Annotated in this window: 16 protein-coding genes; 3 read left to right on the forward strand and 13 right to left on the reverse strand. The window is 58.5% G+C overall.

Features of this window, described 5'->3' with window-relative positions; translation table 11 throughout:
• Positions 1-38: 38 nt before the first annotated feature.
• The 4 genes from PSH79_RS03995 to PSH79_RS04010 are packed head-to-tail and all read right to left on the reverse strand — an operon-like array spanning position 39 to position 3,464.
• Complete coding sequence (locus PSH79_RS03995) at positions 39-1,196, reverse strand: betaine/proline/choline family ABC transporter ATP-binding protein (protein ID WP_305441347.1); 1,158 nt, start codon at positions 1,194-1,196, stop codon at positions 39-41.
• Positions 1,193-1,846, reverse strand: a complete 654-nt coding sequence (locus PSH79_RS04000) for an ABC transporter permease (protein ID WP_007915307.1) — start codon at positions 1,844-1,846, stop codon at positions 1,193-1,195. Before PSH79_RS04000 ends, PSH79_RS03995 begins: the two co-directional genes overlap by 4 nt.
• Before the next feature lie 13 nt (positions 1,847-1,859).
• Positions 1,860-2,753, reverse strand: a complete 894-nt coding sequence (locus PSH79_RS04005; protein ID WP_305441348.1) for a glycine betaine ABC transporter substrate-binding protein — start codon at positions 2,751-2,753, stop codon at positions 1,860-1,862.
• 21 nt (positions 2,754-2,774) lie between these two features.
• Positions 2,775-3,464, reverse strand: coding sequence for an ABC transporter permease (locus tag PSH79_RS04010; RefSeq protein ID WP_178120922.1), 690 nt, complete (start codon positions 3,462-3,464; stop codon positions 2,775-2,777).
• A gap of 357 nt (positions 3,465-3,821) precedes the next feature.
• Between PSH79_RS04010 and PSH79_RS04015 the strand changes: the two genes are divergently transcribed.
• From PSH79_RS04015 to PSH79_RS04025, 3 genes are all read left to right on the forward strand, one after another.
• Complete coding sequence (locus tag PSH79_RS04015; RefSeq protein WP_305441350.1) at positions 3,822-5,405, forward strand: peptide chain release factor 3; 1,584 nt, start codon at positions 3,822-3,824, stop codon at positions 5,403-5,405.
• A 747-nt stretch (positions 5,406-6,152) separates the two neighbouring features.
• Positions 6,153-7,367: an MFS transporter gene (locus PSH79_RS04020; protein ID WP_305441351.1), complete on the forward strand. Its 1,215-nt coding sequence runs from the start codon at positions 6,153-6,155 to the stop codon at positions 7,365-7,367.
• A 159-nt stretch (positions 7,368-7,526) separates the two neighbouring features.
• Entirely contained in the window at positions 7,527-7,781 is a 255-nt protein-coding gene (locus PSH79_RS04025) for a hypothetical protein (RefSeq protein WP_305441352.1), read from the forward strand.
• A 189-nt stretch (positions 7,782-7,970) separates the two neighbouring features.
• Here the strand turns inward: PSH79_RS04025 and PSH79_RS04030 are convergent, their stop codons facing one another.
• The 9 genes from PSH79_RS04030 to PSH79_RS04070 all read right to left on the reverse strand — a co-directional run bounded on the left by PSH79_RS04030 (position 7,971) and on the right by PSH79_RS04070 (position 20,595).
• Positions 7,971-8,951 (reverse strand): peptide ABC transporter ATP-binding protein, encoded by a 981-nt coding sequence (locus PSH79_RS04030; protein WP_305441353.1) that lies wholly within the window; start codon positions 8,949-8,951, stop codon positions 7,971-7,973.
• Positions 8,951-9,919, reverse strand: a complete 969-nt coding sequence (locus PSH79_RS04035) for an ABC transporter ATP-binding protein (RefSeq protein WP_095190926.1) — start codon at positions 9,917-9,919, stop codon at positions 8,951-8,953. The genes PSH79_RS04030 and PSH79_RS04035 overlap by 1 nt, the downstream gene beginning before the upstream one ends.
• 10 nt (positions 9,920-9,929) lie before the next feature.
• Complete coding sequence (locus tag PSH79_RS04040) at positions 9,930-10,841, reverse strand: ABC transporter permease subunit (RefSeq protein ID WP_187676745.1); 912 nt, start codon at positions 10,839-10,841, stop codon at positions 9,930-9,932.
• Between the two features lie 10 nt (positions 10,842-10,851).
• Entirely contained in the window at positions 10,852-11,862 is a 1,011-nt protein-coding gene (locus PSH79_RS04045; protein ID WP_008085273.1) for an ABC transporter permease subunit, read from the reverse strand.
• A gap of 73 nt (positions 11,863-11,935) precedes the next feature.
• Complete coding sequence (locus PSH79_RS04050) at positions 11,936-13,531, reverse strand: ABC transporter substrate-binding protein (RefSeq protein WP_305441354.1); 1,596 nt, start codon at positions 13,529-13,531, stop codon at positions 11,936-11,938.
• A gap of 78 nt (positions 13,532-13,609) precedes the next feature.
• Positions 13,610-15,031: an OprD family porin gene (locus PSH79_RS04055; RefSeq protein WP_305441355.1), complete on the reverse strand. Its 1,422-nt coding sequence runs from the start codon at positions 15,029-15,031 to the stop codon at positions 13,610-13,612.
• Between the two features lie 176 nt (positions 15,032-15,207).
• A complete protein-coding gene (locus tag PSH79_RS04060; protein WP_305441356.1) occupies positions 15,208-16,806 on the reverse strand; it encodes an ABC transporter substrate-binding protein in 1,599 nt (532 codons plus the stop codon).
• A 302-nt stretch (positions 16,807-17,108) separates the two neighbouring features.
• Complete coding sequence (locus tag PSH79_RS04065; RefSeq protein ID WP_305441357.1) at positions 17,109-18,734, reverse strand: ABC transporter substrate-binding protein; 1,626 nt, start codon at positions 18,732-18,734, stop codon at positions 17,109-17,111.
• A 259-nt stretch (positions 18,735-18,993) separates the two neighbouring features.
• Positions 18,994-20,595: an ABC transporter substrate-binding protein gene (locus PSH79_RS04070; RefSeq protein WP_305441358.1), complete on the reverse strand. Its 1,602-nt coding sequence runs from the start codon at positions 20,593-20,595 to the stop codon at positions 18,994-18,996.
• Between the last annotated feature and the right edge of the window lie 935 nt (positions 20,596-21,530).

Here is a 21,530-nt window from a genome sequence, read left to right on the forward strand (position 1 = left end):
CGCCCGTGCCCCTTGAAAGGGACGCGGGCGGCCTTCTGTCAGGCCGGTGCAGTCTCGGCGGGAGAGACGATGCTGGTCTTGCCCCCTCGGGATCTGCCCGAGCTCAGATAAGCCGCAATCGACTCCTGCGTCACCTCGCCAAGGAACACCCGCTCGGCATCCATCACCGGCAGCCACGCACGGTTGAACTCGTACATGCGCGACAGCAGGATGCGCAGGTGTTCGTCGTACGCCGCCGTGGCGTTGAACTCACGCAGGTACTGCGCGCAGGTGCCAGTCTGGCGGTGCAGGTCGCGACGACGCACATAACCCAGCGCCTTGTTCTCGGAGCAAGTGACGACGACATAACGACGGTCATGCTCATCCATCAATTCCAGCGCATCGGCCACCGGGGTTTCCGGGCTCACCGACGGCGCATTGTCCGCCGCGTCTTCAGCCTTCACCAGCAACAGACGTTTCAACGTGCTGTCCTGACCGACGAAGTTGCTCACGAAGTCGTCCGCCGGATGCGCGAGCAGGGTGTCCGGGTGATCGATCTGCAACAGTTTGCCGGCACGGAAGATTGCGATCTTGTCGCCGAGTTTGATCGCTTCGTCGATGTCGTGGCTGACCATGATCACGGTCTTGTTCAGCGCGCGCTGCATCTCGAAGAACTCGTTCTGGATCATCTCGCGGTTGATCGGGTCGACCGCGCCGAACGGTTCGTCCATCAGCAACAGCGGTGCGTCGGCCGCCAGTGCGCGGATCACGCCGATGCGCTGTTGCTGGCCACCGGACAACTCGCGTGGATAGCGATGCAGATATTGCTTGGGCTCAAGCTTGATCATGCTCATCAGTTCGCGGGCGCGGTCGTGGCATTTCTGTTTGTCCCAACCGAGCAGTTTCGGCACCACGACGATGTTCTCTTCGATGGTCATGTTCGGGAACAGACCGATCTGCTGGATCACATAGCCAATATTGCGGCGCAGGGTCACTTCGTCGAGGTCGGTGGTGTCTTCGCCGTTGATCAGGATCTTGCCCGAGGTCGGTTTGATCAGGCGGTTGATCATTTTCAGCGTGGTGCTTTTGCCGCAGCCCGATGGCCCGAGGAACACACAGATTTCGCCTTCATTGACGGTCAGGCTCACCGAGTCCACGGCTTTGACATCTTTGCCGTTGCTTTGGAAGGTCTTGCTGAGGTTTTGAAGTTCGATCATTTGAGGAGTCCTTTTGGAGTCAGCGAACGTTGCAGCCACTGCAGGAAGAGGTCGGCGAAGATCGCCAGAAGACTGACCAGCAGCGCGCCGACGATAAGCATCGACATGTCGCTGCGGCTGATGGAGGCGAGGATCAACACACCGAGGCCGCCGGCGCCGATGGTCGCGGCAATGGTCATCACGCCGATGTTCATCACCACGGCGGTGCGCACACCGGCGAGGATCACCGGCACGGCGATTGGCAGCTCGACCATGCGCAGGCGCTGGCCGAAGGTCATGCCGATGCCGCGTGCGGCTTCACGGATACCCGGTTCGACGCCCGTCAATGCGAGGTAGGTGTTGCGCATGATCGGCAGCAGTGAATAAAGGAACACAGCGGTGATCGCCGGCATCGGGCCGAGGCCCTGGCCGAACTTGGAGTAGAACGGCAGCAGCAGGCCGAACAGCGCAATCGACGGCACGGTCAGCAGCACCGTGGCGCTGGCCTGCAAGGGGCCGGCGAGTGTCGGAAAGCGCGTCATCAAAATGCCCAGCGGCACGCCGACGACGATGGCTAAGGTCACGGCGATGCCAACGAGGGTGATGTGCTGCCAGGTCAGGTGCATCACCTGCTGCCAGTCGAGATGGGAAAAGGCGTTCAAGAATTCCATGACTTCTCCTCTCTTAGTTCAGTGGATGCTGACGCAGGAAATCGGCGGCAACCGACGATGGGCTTTCGTGATCGACATCGACCCGCGCGTTGAGCTGGCGCATGGTTTCGTCATCGAACAGTTCGGCCAGCGGCTTGAGCTGCTCGGCGAGTTGCGGGTGGGCATCGAGGTAGGCCTGACGCACCACGGGAGCTGCGGTGTAGTCAGGGAAGTAATGCTTGTCGTCTTCCAGCAGCTTGAGGCCGAAAGCGTTCAGGCGACCGTCGGTGGTGTAGACCAGACCGGCAAACACCTGACCGTTGCGCAGCGCGGTATAAACCAGCCCCGCGTCCATCTGGCGGATGTTCTTGCGGCTCAGGTTCATGTCGTAGAGTTTGACCATGCCGTCCAGACCGTCAGAACGGTTGGCGAACTCGGTATCCAGCGCCACCAGATGATTGGTCTTGGCCTCAGCGCGCAGCACTTCATTCAACTGGCTGATGTTGCCGATCTGTGGATATTCCTCAGCCACGTTTTTCGGCAGGGCGAGGGCGTAGGTATTGCTGAATTTCGACGGCGTGAGCCACACCAGTCCCTTCTTCGCGTCGAGTTCTTTGACCCGGGCGTAGGACTGGGCGCTGTCGAGTTTTTCGGTGACGTGGTTGTAAGCCACCAAGGAGACGCCGGTGTATTCCCAGAGCATGTCCAGTTGCCCGCTTTCGTGGGCGCTGCGGGCCAGGTTGCTGCCCAGACCGCCGGTGACCTGCGCGTCGTAGCCTTTGCTGCGCAGGTATTGCGAGGTGATTTCCGCGAGCAGGGTTTGCTCGGTGAACACCCGGGCACCGATGCGGATAACCGGTTTTTCTGCGGCTTGCGCCAATCCTGCGAACAGCAGGGCGCAGCCTAAGATCAAGCTAAGTCGTTTCATATTCATTCCTTCGCAAAAGCCTTAAGACGGGCGCAAACCGCGTTCCAGCCAGAGACGGCTGGCGAGGGTGACCACGCCATCGAGCAGCAAGGCCAGCAGCGCGGTGCACGCGGCGCCAAGCAGCAGTTGCGGCTGATTGTTCAGGGCGATGCCAGGGAAGATCAGGCTGCCGAGGCTGTTGGCGCCGATCAGGAACGCCAGCGGCGCGGTACCGACGTTGATCGCCAGCGCGACACGCACGCCACCGACAATGATTGGCACGGCGTTGGGCAACTCGACTCGCCACAGCACCTGACGCGGCGTCATGCCGATGCCGACGGCGGCTTCTTTGAGTGAACCCTGGACGTTTTTCAGGCCTTCGTAGGTGTTGCGTACAATCGGCAGCAACGAGGCGAGGAATAAAGCGAAGATCGCCGGACCACTGCCGATGCCCAGAATCCCCAGGGCAATCGCGAGTACAGCCAACGGCGGCACGGTGTTACCGATATTGAAGATCTGCATGAAGCGTTCAGCGCGGCCGACCATGGTCGGGCGACTGAGGAAGATACCGGCGGGGATGCCCACGACAAGGGCGGCCAGCATTGAAGCGAGGACGAGAATCAGATGAGCTTGCAGGTAAAACAACAAATCGTCGCGGTAGTGTTCGATCGTGTTGATGCCGATCCAGTGGACCAGCAGGGCCAGGAGCGCGATAACCACCGCACCTCCCATCAGCCCTTTGCCATAGCGGATAGCCACAGGCGGACTCCTTTTTTATAGTCGGCGAGCGCAATCCCGTGTGGCATGCCAAACCTTGGCTGCCGGGAAAAACGTTCGCGAGAAGCAGCTCCCTCAGCACCGGCAAAAAGCGGTCTGAAAGCGAGCCATGAGCGCAGCCTCGTCAGGCTAACTTGCTGATTTTTCAGCCCCTGACGAAATGTCGTAACAGGGGATGGACGTCTCCGTGCTTTAAAAGGTTCCCATCTGAGGCAGCATTTGGCCACCCTTAATGTGCTCAACGGTTCGGTTATTGCAATGACTTGGGCTATAATCGCGGCCCTTTTTTGAATCACCGCCAGGCGATTTCCCATGACCAACCAGGCCGCCGAAGTCGCGAAACGCCGCACTTTCGCCATTATTTCCCACCCCGATGCCGGTAAAACCACGATCACCGAAAAGCTCCTGTTGATGGGCAAGGCGATTGCTGTGGCCGGCACGGTGAAATCCCGTAAATCCGACCGCCATGCGACATCCGACTGGATGGAGATGGAGAAACAGCGGGGTATTTCCATTACCACGTCGGTCATGCAGTTCCCGTATCGCGACCACATGGTCAACCTGCTCGACACCCCGGGCCACGAAGACTTCTCCGAAGATACCTACCGCACCCTGACGGCGGTGGACTCGGCATTGATGGTTCTCGACGGCGGTAAGGGCGTTGAGCCACGGACCATCGCGCTGATGGACGTCTGCCGTCTGCGTGACACGCCGATCGTCAGTTTCATCAACAAGCTCGACCGTGACATCCGCGACCCGATCGAACTGCTCGACGAGATCGAAGCCGTTCTGAAGATCAAGGCTGCGCCGATCACCTGGCCGATCGGTTGCTACCGCGACTTCAAAGGTGTGTATCACCTGGCCGACGACTACATCATTGTCTACACCGCCGGTCACGGTCACGAACGCACCGAGACCAAGATCATCGAGAAACTCGACTCCGACGAAGCGCGCGCGCATCTGGGCGACGAGTACGACCGCTTCATCGAACAGCTGGAACTGGTGCAGGGTGCCTGCCACGAGTTCAACCAGCAGGAGTTCCTCGACGGTCAACTGACCCCGGTGTTCTTCGGCACCGCGCTGGGCAACTTCGGTGTCGACCACGTCCTCGACGCCGTTGTTGACTGGGCGCCGCGCCCGCTCGCGCGCGTGGCCAACGAGCGCACCGTGGAGCCGGTGGAAGAGAAGTTCTCGGGCTTCATCTTCAAGATCCAGGCGAACATGGACCCGAAACACCGCGACCGTATCGCCTTCATGCGCATCTGCTCGGGCAAGTACGAGAAAGGCATGAAAATGCGCCACGTGCGTACCGGCAAGGACGTGCGCATCGGCGACGCCCTGACGTTCTTCTCTTCCGAGCGTGAGCAACTGGAAGAGGCATACGCCGGCGACATCATCGGTCTGCACAACCACGGCACCATCCAGATCGGCGACACCTTCAGCGAAGGCGAAAGCCTGGGCTTCACCGGTATCCCGCACTTCGCCCCGGAACTGTTCCGTCGCGTGCGTCTGCGTGATCCGCTGAAATCCAAGCAACTGCGTCAGGGTTTGCAGCAGTTGGCTGAAGAGGGCGCGACCCAGGTGTTCTTCCCGGAGCGCAGCAACGACATCATTCTCGGCGCCGTTGGTGTGCTGCAGTTCGATGTGGTCGCCAGTCGTTTGAAAGAGGAATACAAGGTCGAGTGCTCGTATGAGCCGATCACTGTGTACTCCGCGCGCTGGATCGAATGCAGCGACAAGAAGAAGCTTGAGGAATTCTCCAACAAGGCTGTGGAAAACCTGGCAGTCGATGGCGGTGGTCACCTGACTTACCTCGCTCCGACGCGGGTTAACCTGGCGTTGATGGAAGAGCGTTGGCCGGATGTGAAATTCCGCGCGACGCGTGAGCATCACTAAGCGCTGAGCTGGTGTGTTCGAAAGCCCCCTCGGTGTAGGCCTTGGGGGCTTTTTTTGCTTGGTTGGTTTGGGTGTATATCCGTTTCTGCGGGTGTTGCGGCTGACGGTTTCGCCCTTACGGCGACTCACTTTTTTACAAGCGCCAAAAAAAGTAAGCAAAAAACGCTTGCTCCTACGTTCGGCCCGCTCGCTGGGGCTCGGGGTTCCTTCGCTCCGGGATCGATCCGGGCGCAGCGTCTCCGGTTTGCTTCGCTGCACCTCCTCTCGCTGTGTTTGGCTTCGCCAAACGGTCGCTGCGCTCCCACCCCCGGATCAATCCCTCCACTCAGCCTTCCGACGTCGCCCGTGGATCAAGATCAAAAGCTGCAGCCGAGCTAACGCTCATCCTGTGTAGGCGCTGCCGAAAGCTGCGATCTTTTGATCTTGATTTTGCTTTTCTGTGGGAGCCTGGCTTGCCAGCGATGGCGGCCTGCCAGCCGACCTGTTTTTTGCAGTTGTACTCAATCCAATTGTAGGCGTGAGCCTGCTCGCGATAACGGCCCGACAGACGACCATTTTCTAGCTGAGTGCACTCAACAACTAAGCTGCCGAAGGCAGCAAAGTCAAAAGATCGCAGTCTGCGGCCGCTCCTACAGGGGGATGTAGGGCGACTCCGTTTTTGTCGGATCAATGTACTGGAACGCGACAACCAGCCTGTTGAACGTTAGTGTTCCAGCTCCCCGCAAGTCGTTTTGAGAGGTCAATGGAATGACGAGTCGCCTGACTCACTTGCTACGCCTGGACGGCTATTTCAGCATCATGGCCTGGGTGCTCGCGGCGCTGCTGTTCATCAATCGCTTGAGCAGCATGGTCAAGCTGTTCATGGCCGTGTATCTGCGTCAGGAACTGGGGCTGGCGATTGAGACCGTTGGCTGGCTGCTGTCCGGTTATGGCGCGGGACTGTTGATCGGTTCGATGGTCGGCGGGTTGCTCAGCGACCGCTTTCCCACCGCACGGCTTACGGCAGCGCTGTTTTTCCTGTCGGCCTGGACCTTGCTGCTGTTGGGACTGGTCACCGAGGTGCCGTGGCTCGCGGCGTTGCTGCTATTAAGCGGCGTGCTTGACGGGGCGATCCGCACGCTGCATCAGCGGCTGATCATGGAGTATTGCGAAACCGCGCAACGCTCACGCGCGCAGGCTTTGAGCCGGGTCGCGCGCAACCTCGGCATGGCGGCTGCCGGCATTGCTGGCGGGCTGCTGGCGCAGACCGATTTTCGCTGGGTGTTCTTCGCCAGTGCGGCGATGACGCTGCTGGCCTTGCTATGGTTTGTGCGCACGACATGGCGTCGTTCGGTGCTCGCACCGGAGCACTCGGCCGATAGCACTGAAACACCGGGCGTCCCGTATCACGACCGGCCATTTCTATGGCTGTTGGCTGCGGCCATTCTGCTCGGCATGGCCTTCGATACGGTCTACAGCACGCTCGGCAATTACCTGACCGATTATTACCGCCTGAGCACCGAGGTCATCGGCTGGCAGTTCGCCTTGAACGCGGTGTTGGTGGTGACCTTGCAGATTCCGCTGAGCCATTGGGGCGAGCGCTGGGGTGTGCGTGCACAACTGGTCGCCGGTTGCGTGTTGCTGGCAATCGGGCTGGGCATGTTACCGCTCGGTTCCGGGCTGGCTTATGTCTGTTTGTCGACGCTGATCTGGACACTGGGCGAGGCGCTGTTCATGCCGCCGCTGAATGTACTGGTCATGCAGCACGCACAGGGTGGCAAAAGCGGACAGTATTTCGGGCTGTTTTTCATGTGCTGGAGTGCCAGCGCATTGTTGTCGCCAGTGCTGAACGGGCAGATCTACGGCCATTTCGGCGGGCACAGTGTCTGGGCAGTCAGTGCCGTACTCGCGCTGGCGGCGATCCCGTTGGCGTGGCGGGCAACCCATGTGGCCCGCCTCGAAGTGGCTACCTGTCCTGCTTAGCTGAATCGGTACTAGGGATTATTCAAAAGTGTTCTGCCGGGCGGCGGCATTTCTATGGCTTCGATAACGTCCTGTCTGGTGAACCCGGCTGATCGGAACTAGATTTCATTCAGCGCCGGATCGGCATTGGTGTTTCACCTGCACAGGATGGAATCGATCATGAAAAACAGGTTGCTACGGGTTTTGCTGCTGTTGAAAGTGATGGTCATGCTGTCCCTCGGCACCGCGACGGCCTGGGCCGAATGCGAGGAACATGATTCCCAGGCGTTCAACGGGCAGGTGGGGCATAGCGGGTTGATGCTCGCCAAGTCCGAATCCGAGCCGGGCGATCAGGGGCAGGGCGGCAGCGAGGATGATGACGACTCGACAACCGATGAGCCGGACAGCGATGACGAGGGCGACAGCCAGACGTAGATTTCAGGCAAAAGAAAACCCCTTCTACCTCGACCGATGCGCAATCGAGGTGGAAGGGGTTTGCTCAACACTTGAATCACAAACAACTCAATCCCTGTAGGAGCTGCGGCACGCTGCGATCTTTTGATCTTGATTCTAAAAATCAAAAGAAAGATCGCAGCGTGCCGCAGCTCCTACAGGTGTTGTGCCTTACGCCGCGCCGTCGAGGAATTGCTCGGCGTAGTGGCAAGCCACCTGCCGATTGTCGAGCGGGCGCAGGGCCGGCTCTTCAGTGCTGCAGCGCTCGGTGGCATACGGGCAGCGCTTGTGAAATGCGCAGCCAGGTGGCGGGTTAAGCGGGTTAGGCAACTCGCCGACGATTTTGATTTTCGGCTTGTTCGGGTCCGGGTGAATGGTCGGTGTCGCCGACAGCAACGCCTGGGTGTACGGGTGCAGCGGGCGTTCGTAGATGTCGTTCTTCGGGCCCATTTCCACCGGGCGACCGAGGTACATCACCATCACGTCATCGGCCACGTGTTGCACCACCGCCAGGTTGTGCGAGATGAACACGTAAGCGGTGTTGAACTCCTGCTGCAGATCCATGAACAGGTTCAGCACTTGCGCCTGAATCGACACGTCCAGCGCCGAGGTCGGTTCGTCCGCCACCAGCACTTTCGGTTGCAGCATCATTGCGCGTGCGAGGGCGATCCGCTGGCGCTGACCGCCGGAGAACATGTGTGGATAACGCTGGTAGTGCTCGGGACGCAAGCCGACCTGCTTCATCATCGCCTGGACTTTTTCACGACGCTCGGCGGCGGTCAGGTTGGTGTTGATCAGCAGCGGCTCACCGAGTTGATCACCGACTTTCTGCCGCGGGTTCAACGACGCGTACGGGCTCTGGAACACCATCTGCACGTCTTTGCGCAGTTGCTTGCGCTGGGCCTTGTCGGCACCGGTCACTTCCTGGCCGGCGATTTTCAAGGAACCGGACGACGGTTCTTCAATCAGGGTCAGGGCGCGGGCGAGGGTGGATTTGCCGCAACCCGACTCGCCTACCACCGCAAGAGTCTTGCCGGCTTCCAGTTCGAACGACACACCGTTGAGGGCGCGCACGGTCGCGTGGCCTTTGAACAGGCCACGGGAGACTTCGTAGTGACGGGTCAGGTCGCGGGCGGTAAGTACGACGGCCATTACGCCACCTCCTGGTTCAGCGGGTAGAAGCAGCGGGCGAGGCTGTGGCTTTTCGGATCAAGGGTCGGACGCTGCGTGCGGCAGCTGTCTTGCACGTACGGGCAGCGCGGCGACAGCAGGCAACCCTGCGGACGGTCGTAACGGCCCGGGACGATGCCCGGCAGCGTCGCCAGACGCTCGGCGCCCTGGCTGTGTTCCGGAATCGCCTTGAGCAGCGCTTCGCTGTACGGGTGCGCCGGGATGTCGAACAGTTGTGGCACCTGACCGACTTCAACGGCTTGCCCTGCGTACATCACGCACACGCGCTGGGCGGTTTCGGCCACGACGGCGAGGTCGTGGGTGATCAGCACCAGGCCCATGTTCTGTTCTTTCTGCAACGCCAGCAGCAGATCCATGATCTGCGCCTGAATCGTTACGTCGAGTGCAGTGGTCGGCTCATCGGCGATCAGCAGTTTCGGCTCGCCGGCAATCGCCATGGCGATTGCAACACGCTGGCTCATACCGCCCGAAAGTTGATGCGGGTAGGCGTCCATACGGCTGGCAGCGCCCGGTATTTCTACTTTTTCCAGCAGTTCGATAGCGCGTTTGCGCGCTTGCTTGCCGGACATTTTCAGGTGCAGGCGCAGCACTTCTTCGATCTGGAAACCGACGGTGTAGCTCGGGTTGAGCGCGGTCATCGGGTCCTGGAAGACCATCGACAAGTCTTTGCCGACGATTTGACGACGTTGACGATTGCTCAGTTTGAGCATGTCTTTGCCGTCAAAGCTGAGCGAGTCGGCGGTCACGATGCCGGGATGCTCAATCAGCCCCATCAGCGCCATCATGGTCACGGATTTACCCGAACCCGATTCGCCAACGATGGCCAGCACTTCGCCTTTGTCGACTTTCAGGTCGAGTCCATCGACAACGGGCGTAGCAGTCTTGTCGCCGAAGCGCACGTTGAGATTCTTGATTTCTAACAGTGACATTGGAATCTCCTCAGGCGGCGTTCTTGAGTTTCGGGTCCAGCGCATCGCGCAGACCGTCGCCCATCAGGTTGATTGCCAGCACGCTGAGCAAAATGGTCAAACCAGGCAGGCTCACCACCCACCAGGCGCGTTCGATGTAGTCGCGGGCCGAGGCCAGCATGGTGCCCCACTCAGGGGTTGGCGGTTGTACGCCAAGGCCGAGGAAGCCCAGGGCGGCGGCATCGAGAATCGCCGAGGAGAAGCTCAGGGTTGCCTGAACGATCAGCGGCGCCATGCAGTTCGGCAGCACGGTGATGAACATCAGGCGTGGCAGACCGGCACCGGCCAGGCGCGCGGCGGTCACGTAGTCGCGGTTCAGTTCGCCCATCACGGCGGCACGGGTCAGACGTACGTAGGACGGCAAGGACACCACAGCGATAGCGATCACGGTGTTGATCAGGCCAGGGCCGAGGATGGCGACGATCGCCACAGCCAGCAGCAGCGACGGCAGGGCCAGCATGATGTCCATCAGACGCATGATGGTCGGGCCAATCATTTTCGGGAAGAAACCGGCGAACAGACCGAGCAGAATCCCCGGGATCAGCGACATCACCACCGACGACAAGCCGATCAGCAGCGACAGGCGCGAGCCCTGGATCAGACGCGAGAGCAGGTCGCGACCCAGTTCATCGGTACCGAGCAGAAATTGCATTTGCCCGCCTTCAAGCCACGCCGGCGGCGTCAGCAGGAAGTCACGGTATTGCTCGCTCGGGTTATGCGGCGCAACCCAAGGCGCGAAGAGCGCGCAGAAGATGATCAGCAGCATGAACAGCAGGCCGGCAACCGCGCCTTTGTTCTTGGAGAAGGCTTGCCAGAATTCTTTGTACGGGGACGGATACAGCAGGCTTTGATCGACTGCTACCGCTGGAGTTGGAGTGGTCATGGTCATGATCTCAGCGCTGATGACGGATGCGTGGGTTGGCAAAGCCGTAGAGGATGTCCACTACGAAGTTGACCAGAATCACCAGGCAGGCGATTAACAGGATGCCGTTTTGCACAACCGGGTAGTCCCGGGCGCCAATGGCTTCGATCAGCCATTTACCGATGCCGGGCCAGGAGAAAATGGTTTCGGTCAGGACTGCACCGGCCAGCAGGGTACCGACTTGCAGGCCGACCACGGTGAGTACCGGAATCAGCGCGTTGCGCAGGCCGTGGACGAACACCACGCGCGACGGCGACAGGCCTTTGGCCTTGGCGGTGCGGATGTAGTCTTCGCGCAGCACTTCGAGCATCGACGAACGGGTCATCCGCGCGATCACTGCCAGTGGAATGGTGCCGAGCACGATGGCCGGCAGAATCAGGTGATGCAGCGCATCGAAGAACGCGCCGACGTCATCGGCCAGCAGCGTATCGATCAACATGAAACCGGTGCGTGGCTCAATGTCGTAAAGCAGATCGATCCGCCCGGACACCGGGGTCCAGCCCAGGCTCACCGAGAAGAACATGATCAGGATCAGGCCCCACCAGAAGATCGGCATCGAATAACCCGCGAGGGAGATGCCCATCACCCCGTGGTCGAACAGGGATCCTCGTTTGAGTGCCGCGATCACTCCGGCCAAAAGGCCCAGAATGCCGGCGAACAGCAGGGCGGCCATGGACAGTTCCAGGGTCGCCGGGAAAAGGGAGGTGAACTCGGTCCAGACGCTCTCACGCGTACGCAGGGATTCGCCGAGATCGCCGTGGGCCAGTTTGCCGATGTAGTCCAGGTACTGGGCATACAACGGTTTGTTCAGACCTAGGCGTTCCATTGCCTGAGCGTGCATTTCGGGGTCGACCCGACGTTCGCCCATCATCACTTCCACGGGGTCGCCCGGAATCATGCGAATCAACGCGAAAGTCAGCAAGGTGATGCCGAAAAACGTGGGGATCAACAACCCCAGTCGGCGGGCAATAAAACTAAACATCTTGTGTGGTACCTCATCAGCCGGTTAGGCGTGCCCGGCTTCCCTGGGGTCAGGGAGGCCGGGAGTTTCTTATCTACTTCACCTGGGTAGTGGCGAAGTTATTAGTTGTCAGGGGGCTGATGTGATAGCCCTCTACGTTGTTGCGCATTGCAGTGAACATCCGCGTGTGGGCCATGCTGATCCATGGTTGATCCTGGTTAAAGATCACCTGGGCTTGTTCATACAGCTTGGCGCGTTCGGCCGGATCTACTTTAGCTCGTGCTTCGTCGATCAGCGCCTGGAACTTCTCGCTGCACCAGCGCGCGTAGTTTTCGCCGTTCTTGGCCGCTTCGCAACTGAGCATCGGCGTCAGGAAGTTATCCGGGTCGCCGTTGTCGCCCGCCCATCCGGCCGAGACCATGTCGTGCTCGCCGGCCTTGGCGCGTTTAAGCATCTCGCCCCATTCCATCACACGGATGTCGATCTTGATCCCGACTTTCGCCAGGTCAGCCTGCATCATTTGTGCGCCAAGCATCGGGTTAGGGTTGGTCGGACCACCGCCGTTGCGGGTAAACAGGGTAAACGTAGTGCCTTCTGGAACCCCGGCTTCCTTGAGCAGGGCGCGAGCCTTGTCGAGGTCGCGTGGCGGGTTCTTCAGTTCTTGGTTGTAGCCGAGCAGGGTGTCCGGGTACGGGTTGACCGCGACGGTCGCGTTGCCCTTGCCGAACAGTGCATTGACGTAAGCGGCTTTGTCGAAGGCGATATCGATCGCTTTACGCACGCGCACGTCGCTCATGTATTTGTGCTGGGTGTTCATGGCGATGTATGAAACGGTCATCGCGTTCAGTTCATCGACCTTCAGATTGCTGTCTTTCTTGATGCTCGGGATGTCATCCGGTTTCGGATACAGCGCGATCTGGCACTCGTTGGCCTTGAGCTTTTGCAGGCGCACGTTGTTGTCGGTGGCGATGGCCAGAATCAACGCATCGGCCGGCGGCTTGCCACGGAAATAGTCCGGGTTGGCCTTGAAGCGCACCTGGGCGTCCTTGGCGTAGCGCTGGAAGATGAACGGGCCGGTGCCGACTGGCTTGTTGTTCAGGTCGCCAGTCTTGTTGGCCTTGAGCAACTGATCGGCGTATTCGGCGGAGTAGATCGCCGTGAACGGCATGGCCACGTCGGCGAGGAACGGCGCTTCGCGACGGGTCAGGGTGAACTTGACGGTGTTGTCGTCGATTTTCTCGACGTTTTTCAGCAGTTCCTTGAAGCCCATGCTTTCAAAGTACGGGAAGCCCACGCTCGACAGTTTGTGCCACGGGTGATTCGGGTCCAGCTGACGCTGGAAGCTCCAGAGCACGTCGTCGGCATTCATGTCGCGGGTCGGCTTGAAGTATTCGGTGGTGTGAAACTTGACGCCTTTGCGCAGGTGGAACGTGTACGTCAGACCGTCATCGCTGATTTCCCAGGAGTCGGCCAGCGCCGGTACCACTTCGGTGGTGCCTGGCTTGAAGTCCACCAGTCGATTGAAGATGGTTTCGGCCACCGCATCGGCAGTGACTGCAGTTGTGTACTGGACCATGTCGAAGCCTTCCGGACTGGCTTCGGTGCAGACCACCAAGGGTTTGGCCGAGACGCCGATGGCGGCGCTCAACAACGCGGCAGCGACGGCCGCACGTAGGGGAAGCATTTTCATCGATAACCCTCTGCAATCGGTTGAAGACAAAAAACCGAACGGCCGACTCATCATGAGTCAGCCGTCGGTTGGCGTTTTTTACAGGATGTTGAATGGAATGGTGGTCACGAGACGGAACTCGTTGATGTTGCCGTCAGCCTGGTTTTCGCTGGCGCGGTGAGTGGTGTATGTCGCACGAATGGCGGTGGCCTTGAGTGGACCGCTTTGTACTGCGTAGGAAGCACCGACGCCGTATTCGTAATGGGTTTCACCATCCATCAGGCTCAGGTCGCCACGCTTGGCGCCCGGATCGGTGTAGGCAGTGCCGCGGTAGTGAGTACCGTCGATACCCCAGCCGCGTGCCTGGTAGATGTTGAACTTCAGGCCTGGTACGCCGTACTCGGCCATGTTGATGCCGTAGGCGATCTGGAAGGATTTCTCGTTCGGGCCGTTGAAGTCCGACAGCAGGGAGTTGGCCAGGTAGATGCCGTTGGTTTCATGCAGGTAGTCGAAGTACGTATCGCCATTCACTTCCTGGTACGAGAAGGTCAGGCTGTGCGCCTGGTGAGCCAGGCCCAACGACAGCGAATAGGTATCGTTGTCTATCTCGCCCATCAGTTTTTTGCCTTCGTCGACGGTCTTGTAGTAGTTCAGACCTGTGGTCAGGCTCAGCACCTGGCTGTCACCCAACTCGTGGGTCGCGCCGAAGTAGTACTGGTTCCAGAAGTCTTCGACGTTGGAGCCGTACAGGCTGGTTTTCAGGCTCTTGAGTGGTTGGTAGTTGACGCCAGCGATGTAGACCTTGTCGGTCTCCACGCCAGTGGCCGAGTACTCGGAGCGGAATTTCGACAGGCTCTGCTCGGTACGAGGCGAAACGCGATCGAAACCGCCGACGTCGAACGACAGGTTGTTGAACTCTTCGCTGTGAAGGGTAATACCTTCAAAGCTCGAAGGCAGTGGACGGTTGCCGATGACATCGACGATCGGGGTGCTGAAGTTCTGGCGACCGGCGGTCAGCGTGGTGTTCGAGACACGGAACTTGACGTTGGCCAGGCCCAATTTGCTCCACTGGTCTACGGCGTCACCGTCGGAATGCGCCAGGGTACGGTTGGAGCCGCCGGCGATGTCCTTGCGATCACGATCCAGAACGATGGCGTTGTAGGCCGCTACTTCAGTGCTGACGCCCACGGTGCCTTGGGTGAAGCCCGAGGTGTAGTTGACGATGGTGCCCTGAACCCAGTTGATACGACGTGGTGTTGGCGTCTTGACTACTGGCGAAGTGTTCTTGTCGCTGTTTTTGACGTAGCTGAAACGGTCGTCGCGACGCTTCAGTTCGTTGGCGTACCAGTTGCGGGTTGTGCCGCCCAGGCTTTGTCCATCGATAAAGCCTTTGGCCTCGCTTTGGGCGCTACTGCCGGCCAATGTGGTAGGGACGAACTCCTGACTTACAGGTTCTGCGTACGCCGTGGCGGTGATGCTGCTGATGGCCAGGGCCAGTATCGCGGTGCTGCTCAGTTTCATGGGTGAAGCTCCTTTACTTTCTTTTTATGCCGGCTTTTTTGGGTGGGCCGGTTATTGGTTTAGAACTCGTTCACACATCGCAAACGTTTGCAAAAGGCCGGATTGGCGAATTTTGGCAAAGCGCTTGCGTGAGAGGGATAGACGGTCCCCCTCAGCATTGCGGCTAATCAGTTGGGTTAATCGATACTGACACCCGAGAACACGTTGCGGCCGAAGGGGCTCACCTTGAACCCTTCAACCCGGGTGCTTAACGGCTGGTTGACCGTCGAATGGGCGACAGGCGTGATCGGCACTTGCTGCTTGAGCAACTGCTGGGCCTGTTTATAGAGCGTGGTGCGCTGGTCGCGGTCGGTGACGACCTTGGCCTCTTTGATCAGCTTGTCGTAAGCCGGATCGCACCACATGGAGTAGTTGTTGCCGCCGATGGCGTCGCAGCTGTACAGCGTGCCGAGCCAGTTGTCCGGGTCCCCGTTGTCACCGGTCCAGCCGATCAGGCTGATGTCGTGCTCGCCGTTCTTGGTGCGCTTGATGTACTCGCCCCATTCATAGCTGACGATCTTCACTTTCAGACCGATCTTCGCCCAGTCAGCCTGGAGCATTTCGGCCATCAGTTTGGCGTTCGGGTTGTACGGACGCTGTACCGGCATCGCCCACAGGGTGATCTCGGTGCCTTCTTTGACGCCGGCAGCCTTGAGCAGCTCTTTGGCTTTTTCCGGGTTGTAGGCGGCGTCTTTGATGGTGTCGTCGTAGGACCACTGAGTCGGCGGCATGGCGTTGACGGCCAGTTGACCGGCGCCTTGATAAACAGCGTTGAGAATCCCCTGTTTATTCACCGCCATGTCCAGCGCCTGACGCACTTCGAGCTGGTCGAACGGTTTGTGCCGAACGTTGTAGGCGATGTAGCCAAGGTTGAAGCCGGGCTTGGAGATCAGTTGCAGCTTTGGATCGGTCTTCAGCGCTTCAACATCCGCAGGGCGCGGATGCAGGGTGACCTGGCATTCACCAGCCTTGAGTTTCTGCACGCGCACTGAAGCGTCGGTGTTGATCGCGAAGATCAGGTTATCGAGTTTTACCCGGCTCGGATCCCAGTAATGTTTATTAGCTGAGTAACGGATGTTCGAGTCTTTCTGGTAGCTCTTGAACACGAACGGCCCGGTGCCGATCGGCTTCTGGTTGATGTCGCTCGGCTTGCCTTCGGCCAGCAGTTTGTCGGCGTATTCGGCAGACAGGATGGCGGCGAAGCTCATGGCGATGTTCTGGATGAACGCGGCGTCGACGCTGTTGAGCGTGAACTCCACGGTCAGCGGCCCGGTCTTCTCGACCTTGGCGATGTTCTTGTTCAGGCTCATCCCGTTGAAATACGGGAACTCGGTCGGATAAGCCTTACGGAAAGGCTGCTGTGCATCAAGCATGCGATTGAACGTAAACAAAACGTCGTCGGCGTTTAAATCGCGGGTGGGCTTGAAGTACGGCGTTGTATGAAATTTCACACCTTCACGCAGGTGAAAGGTGTACTTGAGACCATCCTCAGAAATATCCCACTTGGTCGCCAGGCCAGGGACGACATTGGTCGCGCCTTTTTCGAACTCGACCAGACGGTTATACAGCGGCTCGGCGGCGTCGTTATCGGTGGCCGTCGTGTATTGCGCGGTATCAAAACCCGCCGGGCTGCCTTCGGAGCAAAAAACCAGGCTTTTGGGTGCGGCGAAACTGGCTGACGAGACGGTCAACAGACCGGCACCCAGCAATGCGGAAAAAACCAAGGTATGGCGCATGACGCTCCCTCTTTTTTAGTGTTGTTCGATGCGCCGCGATCCCGTCCGGGGATGTTGTGGCTGCATCAAGCTCAAACCAGTACGGACAGCAAAACCGTTAGCCCACACAGTCACTGGTCAGAACCCGACGGTAGGGGCCGTGGATCTGGCAGTAAATGCGTTGAGTCCTAAAGACTCGTAGGAAAAGGCAACACGTCCTGTATCACTCTGGTAATGCAGGGCGGAAACGGCTGTAGGCAAATTCCTAACTAATCGGTAGAAAAAAACAGCGGCGACGCTGGAAACGTCGCCGCTGTCTCTTTTTACTTGCTGACGCTGACGCCGTAGAAGGAGTTCAAGCCAAATGGGCTGATCTTGAAGTCCTGCACGTTGGCGCGCATGGGTTGATACACCGTCGAGTGAGCGATAGGTGTCATTGGGACGGCATCTTTGAGGACGTGTTGCGCCTGTTTGTACAGTTCGGTGCGCTTGCCCTGGTCGGTGGTGCGCTTGGCTTCTTTGACGAGGCCGTCGAACTTCTTGTCGCACCATTTGGAGAAGTTGTTGCCGCTCAGCGAGTCGCAGCCAAACAGAACGTTGAGCCAGTTGTCCGGATCACCATTGTCACCGCTCCAGCCAATGATCATGGCCTGGTTCTCGCCACCTTTGGAACGCTTGATGTACTCGCCCCATTCGTAGCTGGTGATCTTCACTTTCAAGCCGATCTTGGCCCAGTCGGACTGGAGCATTTCAGCCATCAGCTTGGCGTTCGGGTTGTACGGACGCTGCACCGGCATCGCCCACAGAACGATCTCGGTACCTTCCTTGACGCCGGCTTCCTTGAGCAGCTGCTTGGCTTTCTCAGGGTCGTACTTGGCATCCTTGATAGTGGTGTCGTAAGACCACTGGGTCGGCGGCATGGCGTTGACGGCCAATTGGCCAGCGCCCTGGTAAACCGAATCGATGATCTGAGGCTTGTTGACAGCCATGTCCAGCGCTTGACGCACGCGCAGGTCGGCCAGCGGGTTCGCTTCGTTGCTGCCCTTGACCTTGTCCATCACGTTGTAAGCGATGTAGCCCAGGTTGAAACCAGCCTGGTCAGGCATCTTCAGCGACTTGTCTTCTTTCAGCGCTTTCAGGTCGGCCGGACGCGGGAACAGGGTGACCTGGCACTCATTCTTTTTCAGCTTCTGAATGCGTACCGACGGGTCGGTGGTGATAGCGAAGATCAGGTTGTCGATCTTCACGTCGTCAGGATTCCAGTAGTCCTTGTTACCGGTGTAACGGATGTTGGAATCTTTCTGATAGCTCTTGAACACGAACGGACCAGTGCCGATCGGCTTCTGGTTGATGTCGGCAGGCTTGCCTTCTTTGAGCAGTTGCGCAGCGTACTCGGCGGACTGCACCGAAGCGAAGCTCATGGCCATGTTCTGGATGAACGCGGCATCAACTTCTTTAAGGGTGAACTTGACGGTGTGGTCGTCGACTTTATCGATCTTGGTGATGTTGGTGTCCATCCCCATGTCGGTGAAGTACGGGAATTCGGTCGGGTACGCCTTACGGAACGGGTCATCCTTGTTAATCATGCGATTAAAGGTGAACAGCACGTCGTCGGCGTTGAACTCACGAGTCGGCTTGAAATACGGGGTGGTGTGGAACTTGACGCCTTCACGCAGGTGGAAGGTGTAAGTCAGACCATCTTCGGAAATGTCCCACTTGGTCGCCAGACCAGGAATCACGGCGGTGCCGCCGCGCTCGAACTGGGTCAGGCGGTTGAACATGGTTTCGGCAGAGGCGTCGAAGTCGGTTCCGGTGGTGTACTGGCCCGGATCAAAACCGGCCGGGCTCCCTTCGGAGCAAAACACCAGGTTAGTCGCAGCGGATGCGAAAGGTGCGGAGGCTAACAAGCCTGCGCCGACTAAAAACGGAATGACCGCGTGTTTAAGCATGTTGGCCTCATGATTTGTTGTCATTTTTTGATTTGAGGTACGACCTCGTGAGTCGTGCCTGCGGATACTTATGCAGGCGCCATACCCAATGCAAGATCCAGAGCGGTCGGCGGCCTCAAACGGTGGCACGAACGTACCTTAATGTCGCATCTGTATAACTTTTGACGCATTTGACCGTTTGCGGGTGGTTTTTACGGTGCAAATGAGGCCCCAAAATGGTGCGTAGTTCATGCTGCGCGCGCCGCCTTGGGGCTCGGTGTTACTTATTTATACCCACGCCGTAGAAGGGGGTTAGACCGAATGGGCTGATGCGGAAGTCCGTGACCTCTTTGCGCAGCGGCTGGAACACCGTGGAGTTGGCAATCGGGGTGATTGGCACCTGCTGTTTAAGGATCAGTTGCGCCTGTTGATACAGTTTTACCCGCTGTGCCTTGTCGGTTGACACCTTGGCCTGTTGCACCAGTTTGTCGTAGGCCGGGTCGCACCATTTGGCGTAGTTGCTGCCCTTGACTGCCGCGCAGCTGTAAAGCACGCCGAGCCAGTTGTCCGGGTCGCCGTTGTCACCGGTCCAGCCGTAAATCATCGCGTCGTGTTCGCCGTTTTTGGCGCGTTTGATGTACTCGCCCCATTCATAGCTGACGATGTTGGCCTTGATGCCGATCTTCTCCCAATCCTGCTGGATCATCTGCGCCGACATCCGCGCATTCGGGTTCGAGGCGCGCTGCACTGTCATTGCCCAGAGGTTGATGGTTGTACCGGGTGCAACCCCCGCTTCTTTGAGTAGCGCCTTGGCCTTTGCCGGATCGTGCGGCGCGTCTTTGATGTTCGGATCGAACGACCATTGCGCCGGCGGCAAAGCGTTCTGGGCCAGTTGGCCGGCACTTTGATAAACGGCTTTGATGATCGCCGGCTTGTCGATGGCCATGTCCAGAGCCTGACGCACTTTGAGTTGGTCCAGCGGCGGGTGGGTGGTGTTGTAGGCGAGGAAACCGAGGTTGAAACCGGCCTGTTTGAGAACGCGCAGGTTCGGGTCTTTTTCCATCACTTCGATGTCGGCCGGGCGTGGGTAGCCGCTGACCTGACATTCGCCGGTCTTGAGTTTTTGCAGGCGTACGGCGGCGTCCGGGGTGATCGAGAAGATCAGGTTGTCGATCTTCACATCCTCGGGTTTCCAGTAGGCCGTGTTGGCGGCGTAGCGAATTTGTGAATCCTTTTGATAGCGCTTGAACACGAACGGGCCGGTGCCGATCGGTTTCTGGTTGAGGTCGGCCGCTTTGCCTTCCTTCAACAGTTGCGCGGCGTATTCGGCCGACTGCACGGAGGCGAAGCTCATGGCCAGGTTTTGCACGAACGCGGCGTCGACGTTGTTGAGGTTGAAGCGCACGGTTTGCTCGTCGAGTTTCTCTACCGATTTGATGGTGGTATTCAGGCCCATGTCGGTGAAGTACGGGGACTCGGCGGGGTAGGCTTTGCGGAAGGCGTTCTCCGGGTCGAGCAGGCGCTGGAAGGTGAAGATCACGTCGTCGGCGTTGAAGTCGCGGGTCGGGGTGAAGTATTCCGTAGTGTGGAATTTCACGCCTTGGCGCAGGTGGAAGGTGTATTGAAGTCCGTCGTTGGAGACGTCCCATTTGGTTGCCAGGCCGGGTTCGATGTCGGTGCCGCCGCGCTTGAATTGGGTGAGGCGGTTGAAGACGGTTTCGGCGGAGGCGTCGAAGTCGGTGCCGCTGGTGTATTGGCTCGGGTCGAAGCCTGCCGGGCTGGCTTCGGAGCAGTAGACCAGGGTTGTGGCGGCGTTGGCGATCGGGGCTATAGCTGTTAGTGCGAGGGTGATTAATAGTGGTTTGAGGGTGAATCTTTCCATGGAGTCCCCGGAGATCTGGAGGTGATTGTGGGTTGAGATTAGCGGGGATTTGGGGGGGGGCGGAAATATCGTTTTTCTTGGGGGAGTGTCTATCTCGGTATATCCCCGGGTGTTGGGTGTTCATCCGTTGCTGCGCTAAGGGCTGGTTGGGGTTCCGCCCTGTCGTCGGTAACGGCACAGTTCTCGATGCGGTTGGAAGGCATTGATTGGCGCTTTCCCAACCTGCGCCTGCACCAAAAGCGGCGCTGAGTGGTTCATTAATGCCATTCAGTTCCATCGAAAATTTGCGTAATGCTTTGTGCCTGTCAGTGGCCAGTCGCCGAAGGAAGCAGGCCGGGGGCTACTCGCCGTGCGCTGTGTCACACAATGCGAAAGCGACAAATCCAAATGCTGAATTATTCAACATTCACCGGGAACTTTCCGGGAAATGCTTGTCTCTCTTGCGTGGGAATAAATCAGCACTGAGCTGAAATTTCTCTAGGGAAGAACGCCACTCGTACAGAGGAGTCAGGCTTTGAGAATACAGTTGACATGTATAACTTCGAATGTATCCTCACGTTCACTTCCGAAAATAAGAATGTTCATGGATGGACTGTCCGGAATGATCAGTCAGATTATTGAAATGAAGTATAAGTAAGCTCGTTGGTATTTCTATGTCCGCGATATCTTCCTGTGCTTCATTGTGGTACCTGATTCCCGAGGCAGTGCATCTGTAACCGGTTTCGCCGGAATATCTTTACTTGCCAGTACTGTTTTAACGGTTGTTGGATAATCGCGCTTTATTCAATGGAGTCACCCGCTTATGGTGGCTTGCGCTGCAGTGTCCTGCTGGATTGTTTGCACTCGTCCAATAATTAGAATAGTTGCTTTATTTATTGCTCGGTAACTTGTACCGAGGATCAAGTGTCGCCCGTAGAAACATTTGACTGCATGGC

Origin of the sequence: Pseudomonas sp. FP2196 (genome assembly GCF_030687715.1) — a bacterium.
In the GTDB taxonomy this organism is placed as follows: domain Bacteria; phylum Pseudomonadota; class Gammaproteobacteria; order Pseudomonadales; family Pseudomonadaceae; genus Aquipseudomonas.

Bases quoted from the DNA above. Each gene is read 5' to 3' on its own strand.
- PSH79_RS03995 (WP_305441347.1), bottom strand. From the start codon at position 1,196: ATGATCGAACTTCAAAACCTCAGCAAGACCTTCCAAAGCAACGGCAAA.
- PSH79_RS04000 (WP_007915307.1), bottom strand. From the start codon at position 1,846: ATGGAATTCTTGAACGCCTTTTCCCATCTCGACTGGCAGCAGGTGATG.
- PSH79_RS04005 (WP_305441348.1), bottom strand. From the start codon at position 2,753: ATGAAACGACTTAGCTTGATCTTAGGCTGCGCCCTGCTGTTCGCAGGA.
- PSH79_RS04010 (WP_178120922.1), bottom strand. From the start codon at position 3,464: ATGGGAGGTGCGGTGGTTATCGCGCTCCTGGCCCTGCTGGTCCACTGG.
- PSH79_RS04015 (WP_305441350.1), top strand. From the start codon at position 3,822: ATGACCAACCAGGCCGCCGAAGTCGCGAAACGCCGCACTTTCGCCATT.
- PSH79_RS04020 (WP_305441351.1), top strand. From the start codon at position 6,153: ATGACGAGTCGCCTGACTCACTTGCTACGCCTGGACGGCTATTTCAGC.
- PSH79_RS04025 (WP_305441352.1), top strand. From the start codon at position 7,527: ATGAAAAACAGGTTGCTACGGGTTTTGCTGCTGTTGAAAGTGATGGTC.
- PSH79_RS04030 (WP_305441353.1), bottom strand. From the start codon at position 8,951: ATGGCCGTCGTACTTACCGCCCGCGACCTGACCCGTCACTACGAAGTC.
- PSH79_RS04035 (WP_095190926.1), bottom strand. From the start codon at position 9,919: ATGTCACTGTTAGAAATCAAGAATCTCAACGTGCGCTTCGGCGACAAG.
- PSH79_RS04040 (WP_187676745.1), bottom strand. From the start codon at position 10,841: ATGACCACTCCAACTCCAGCGGTAGCAGTCGATCAAAGCCTGCTGTAT.
- PSH79_RS04045 (WP_008085273.1), bottom strand. From the start codon at position 11,862: ATGTTTAGTTTTATTGCCCGCCGACTGGGGTTGTTGATCCCCACGTTT.
- PSH79_RS04050 (WP_305441354.1), bottom strand. From the start codon at position 13,531: ATGAAAATGCTTCCCCTACGTGCGGCCGTCGCTGCCGCGTTGTTGAGC.
- PSH79_RS04055 (WP_305441355.1), bottom strand. From the start codon at position 15,031: ATGAAACTGAGCAGCACCGCGATACTGGCCCTGGCCATCAGCAGCATC.
- PSH79_RS04060 (WP_305441356.1), bottom strand. From the start codon at position 16,806: ATGCGCCATACCTTGGTTTTTTCCGCATTGCTGGGTGCCGGTCTGTTG.
- PSH79_RS04065 (WP_305441357.1), bottom strand. From the start codon at position 18,734: ATGCTTAAACACGCGGTCATTCCGTTTTTAGTCGGCGCAGGCTTGTTA.
- PSH79_RS04070 (WP_305441358.1), bottom strand. From the start codon at position 20,595: ATGGAAAGATTCACCCTCAAACCACTATTAATCACCCTCGCACTAACA.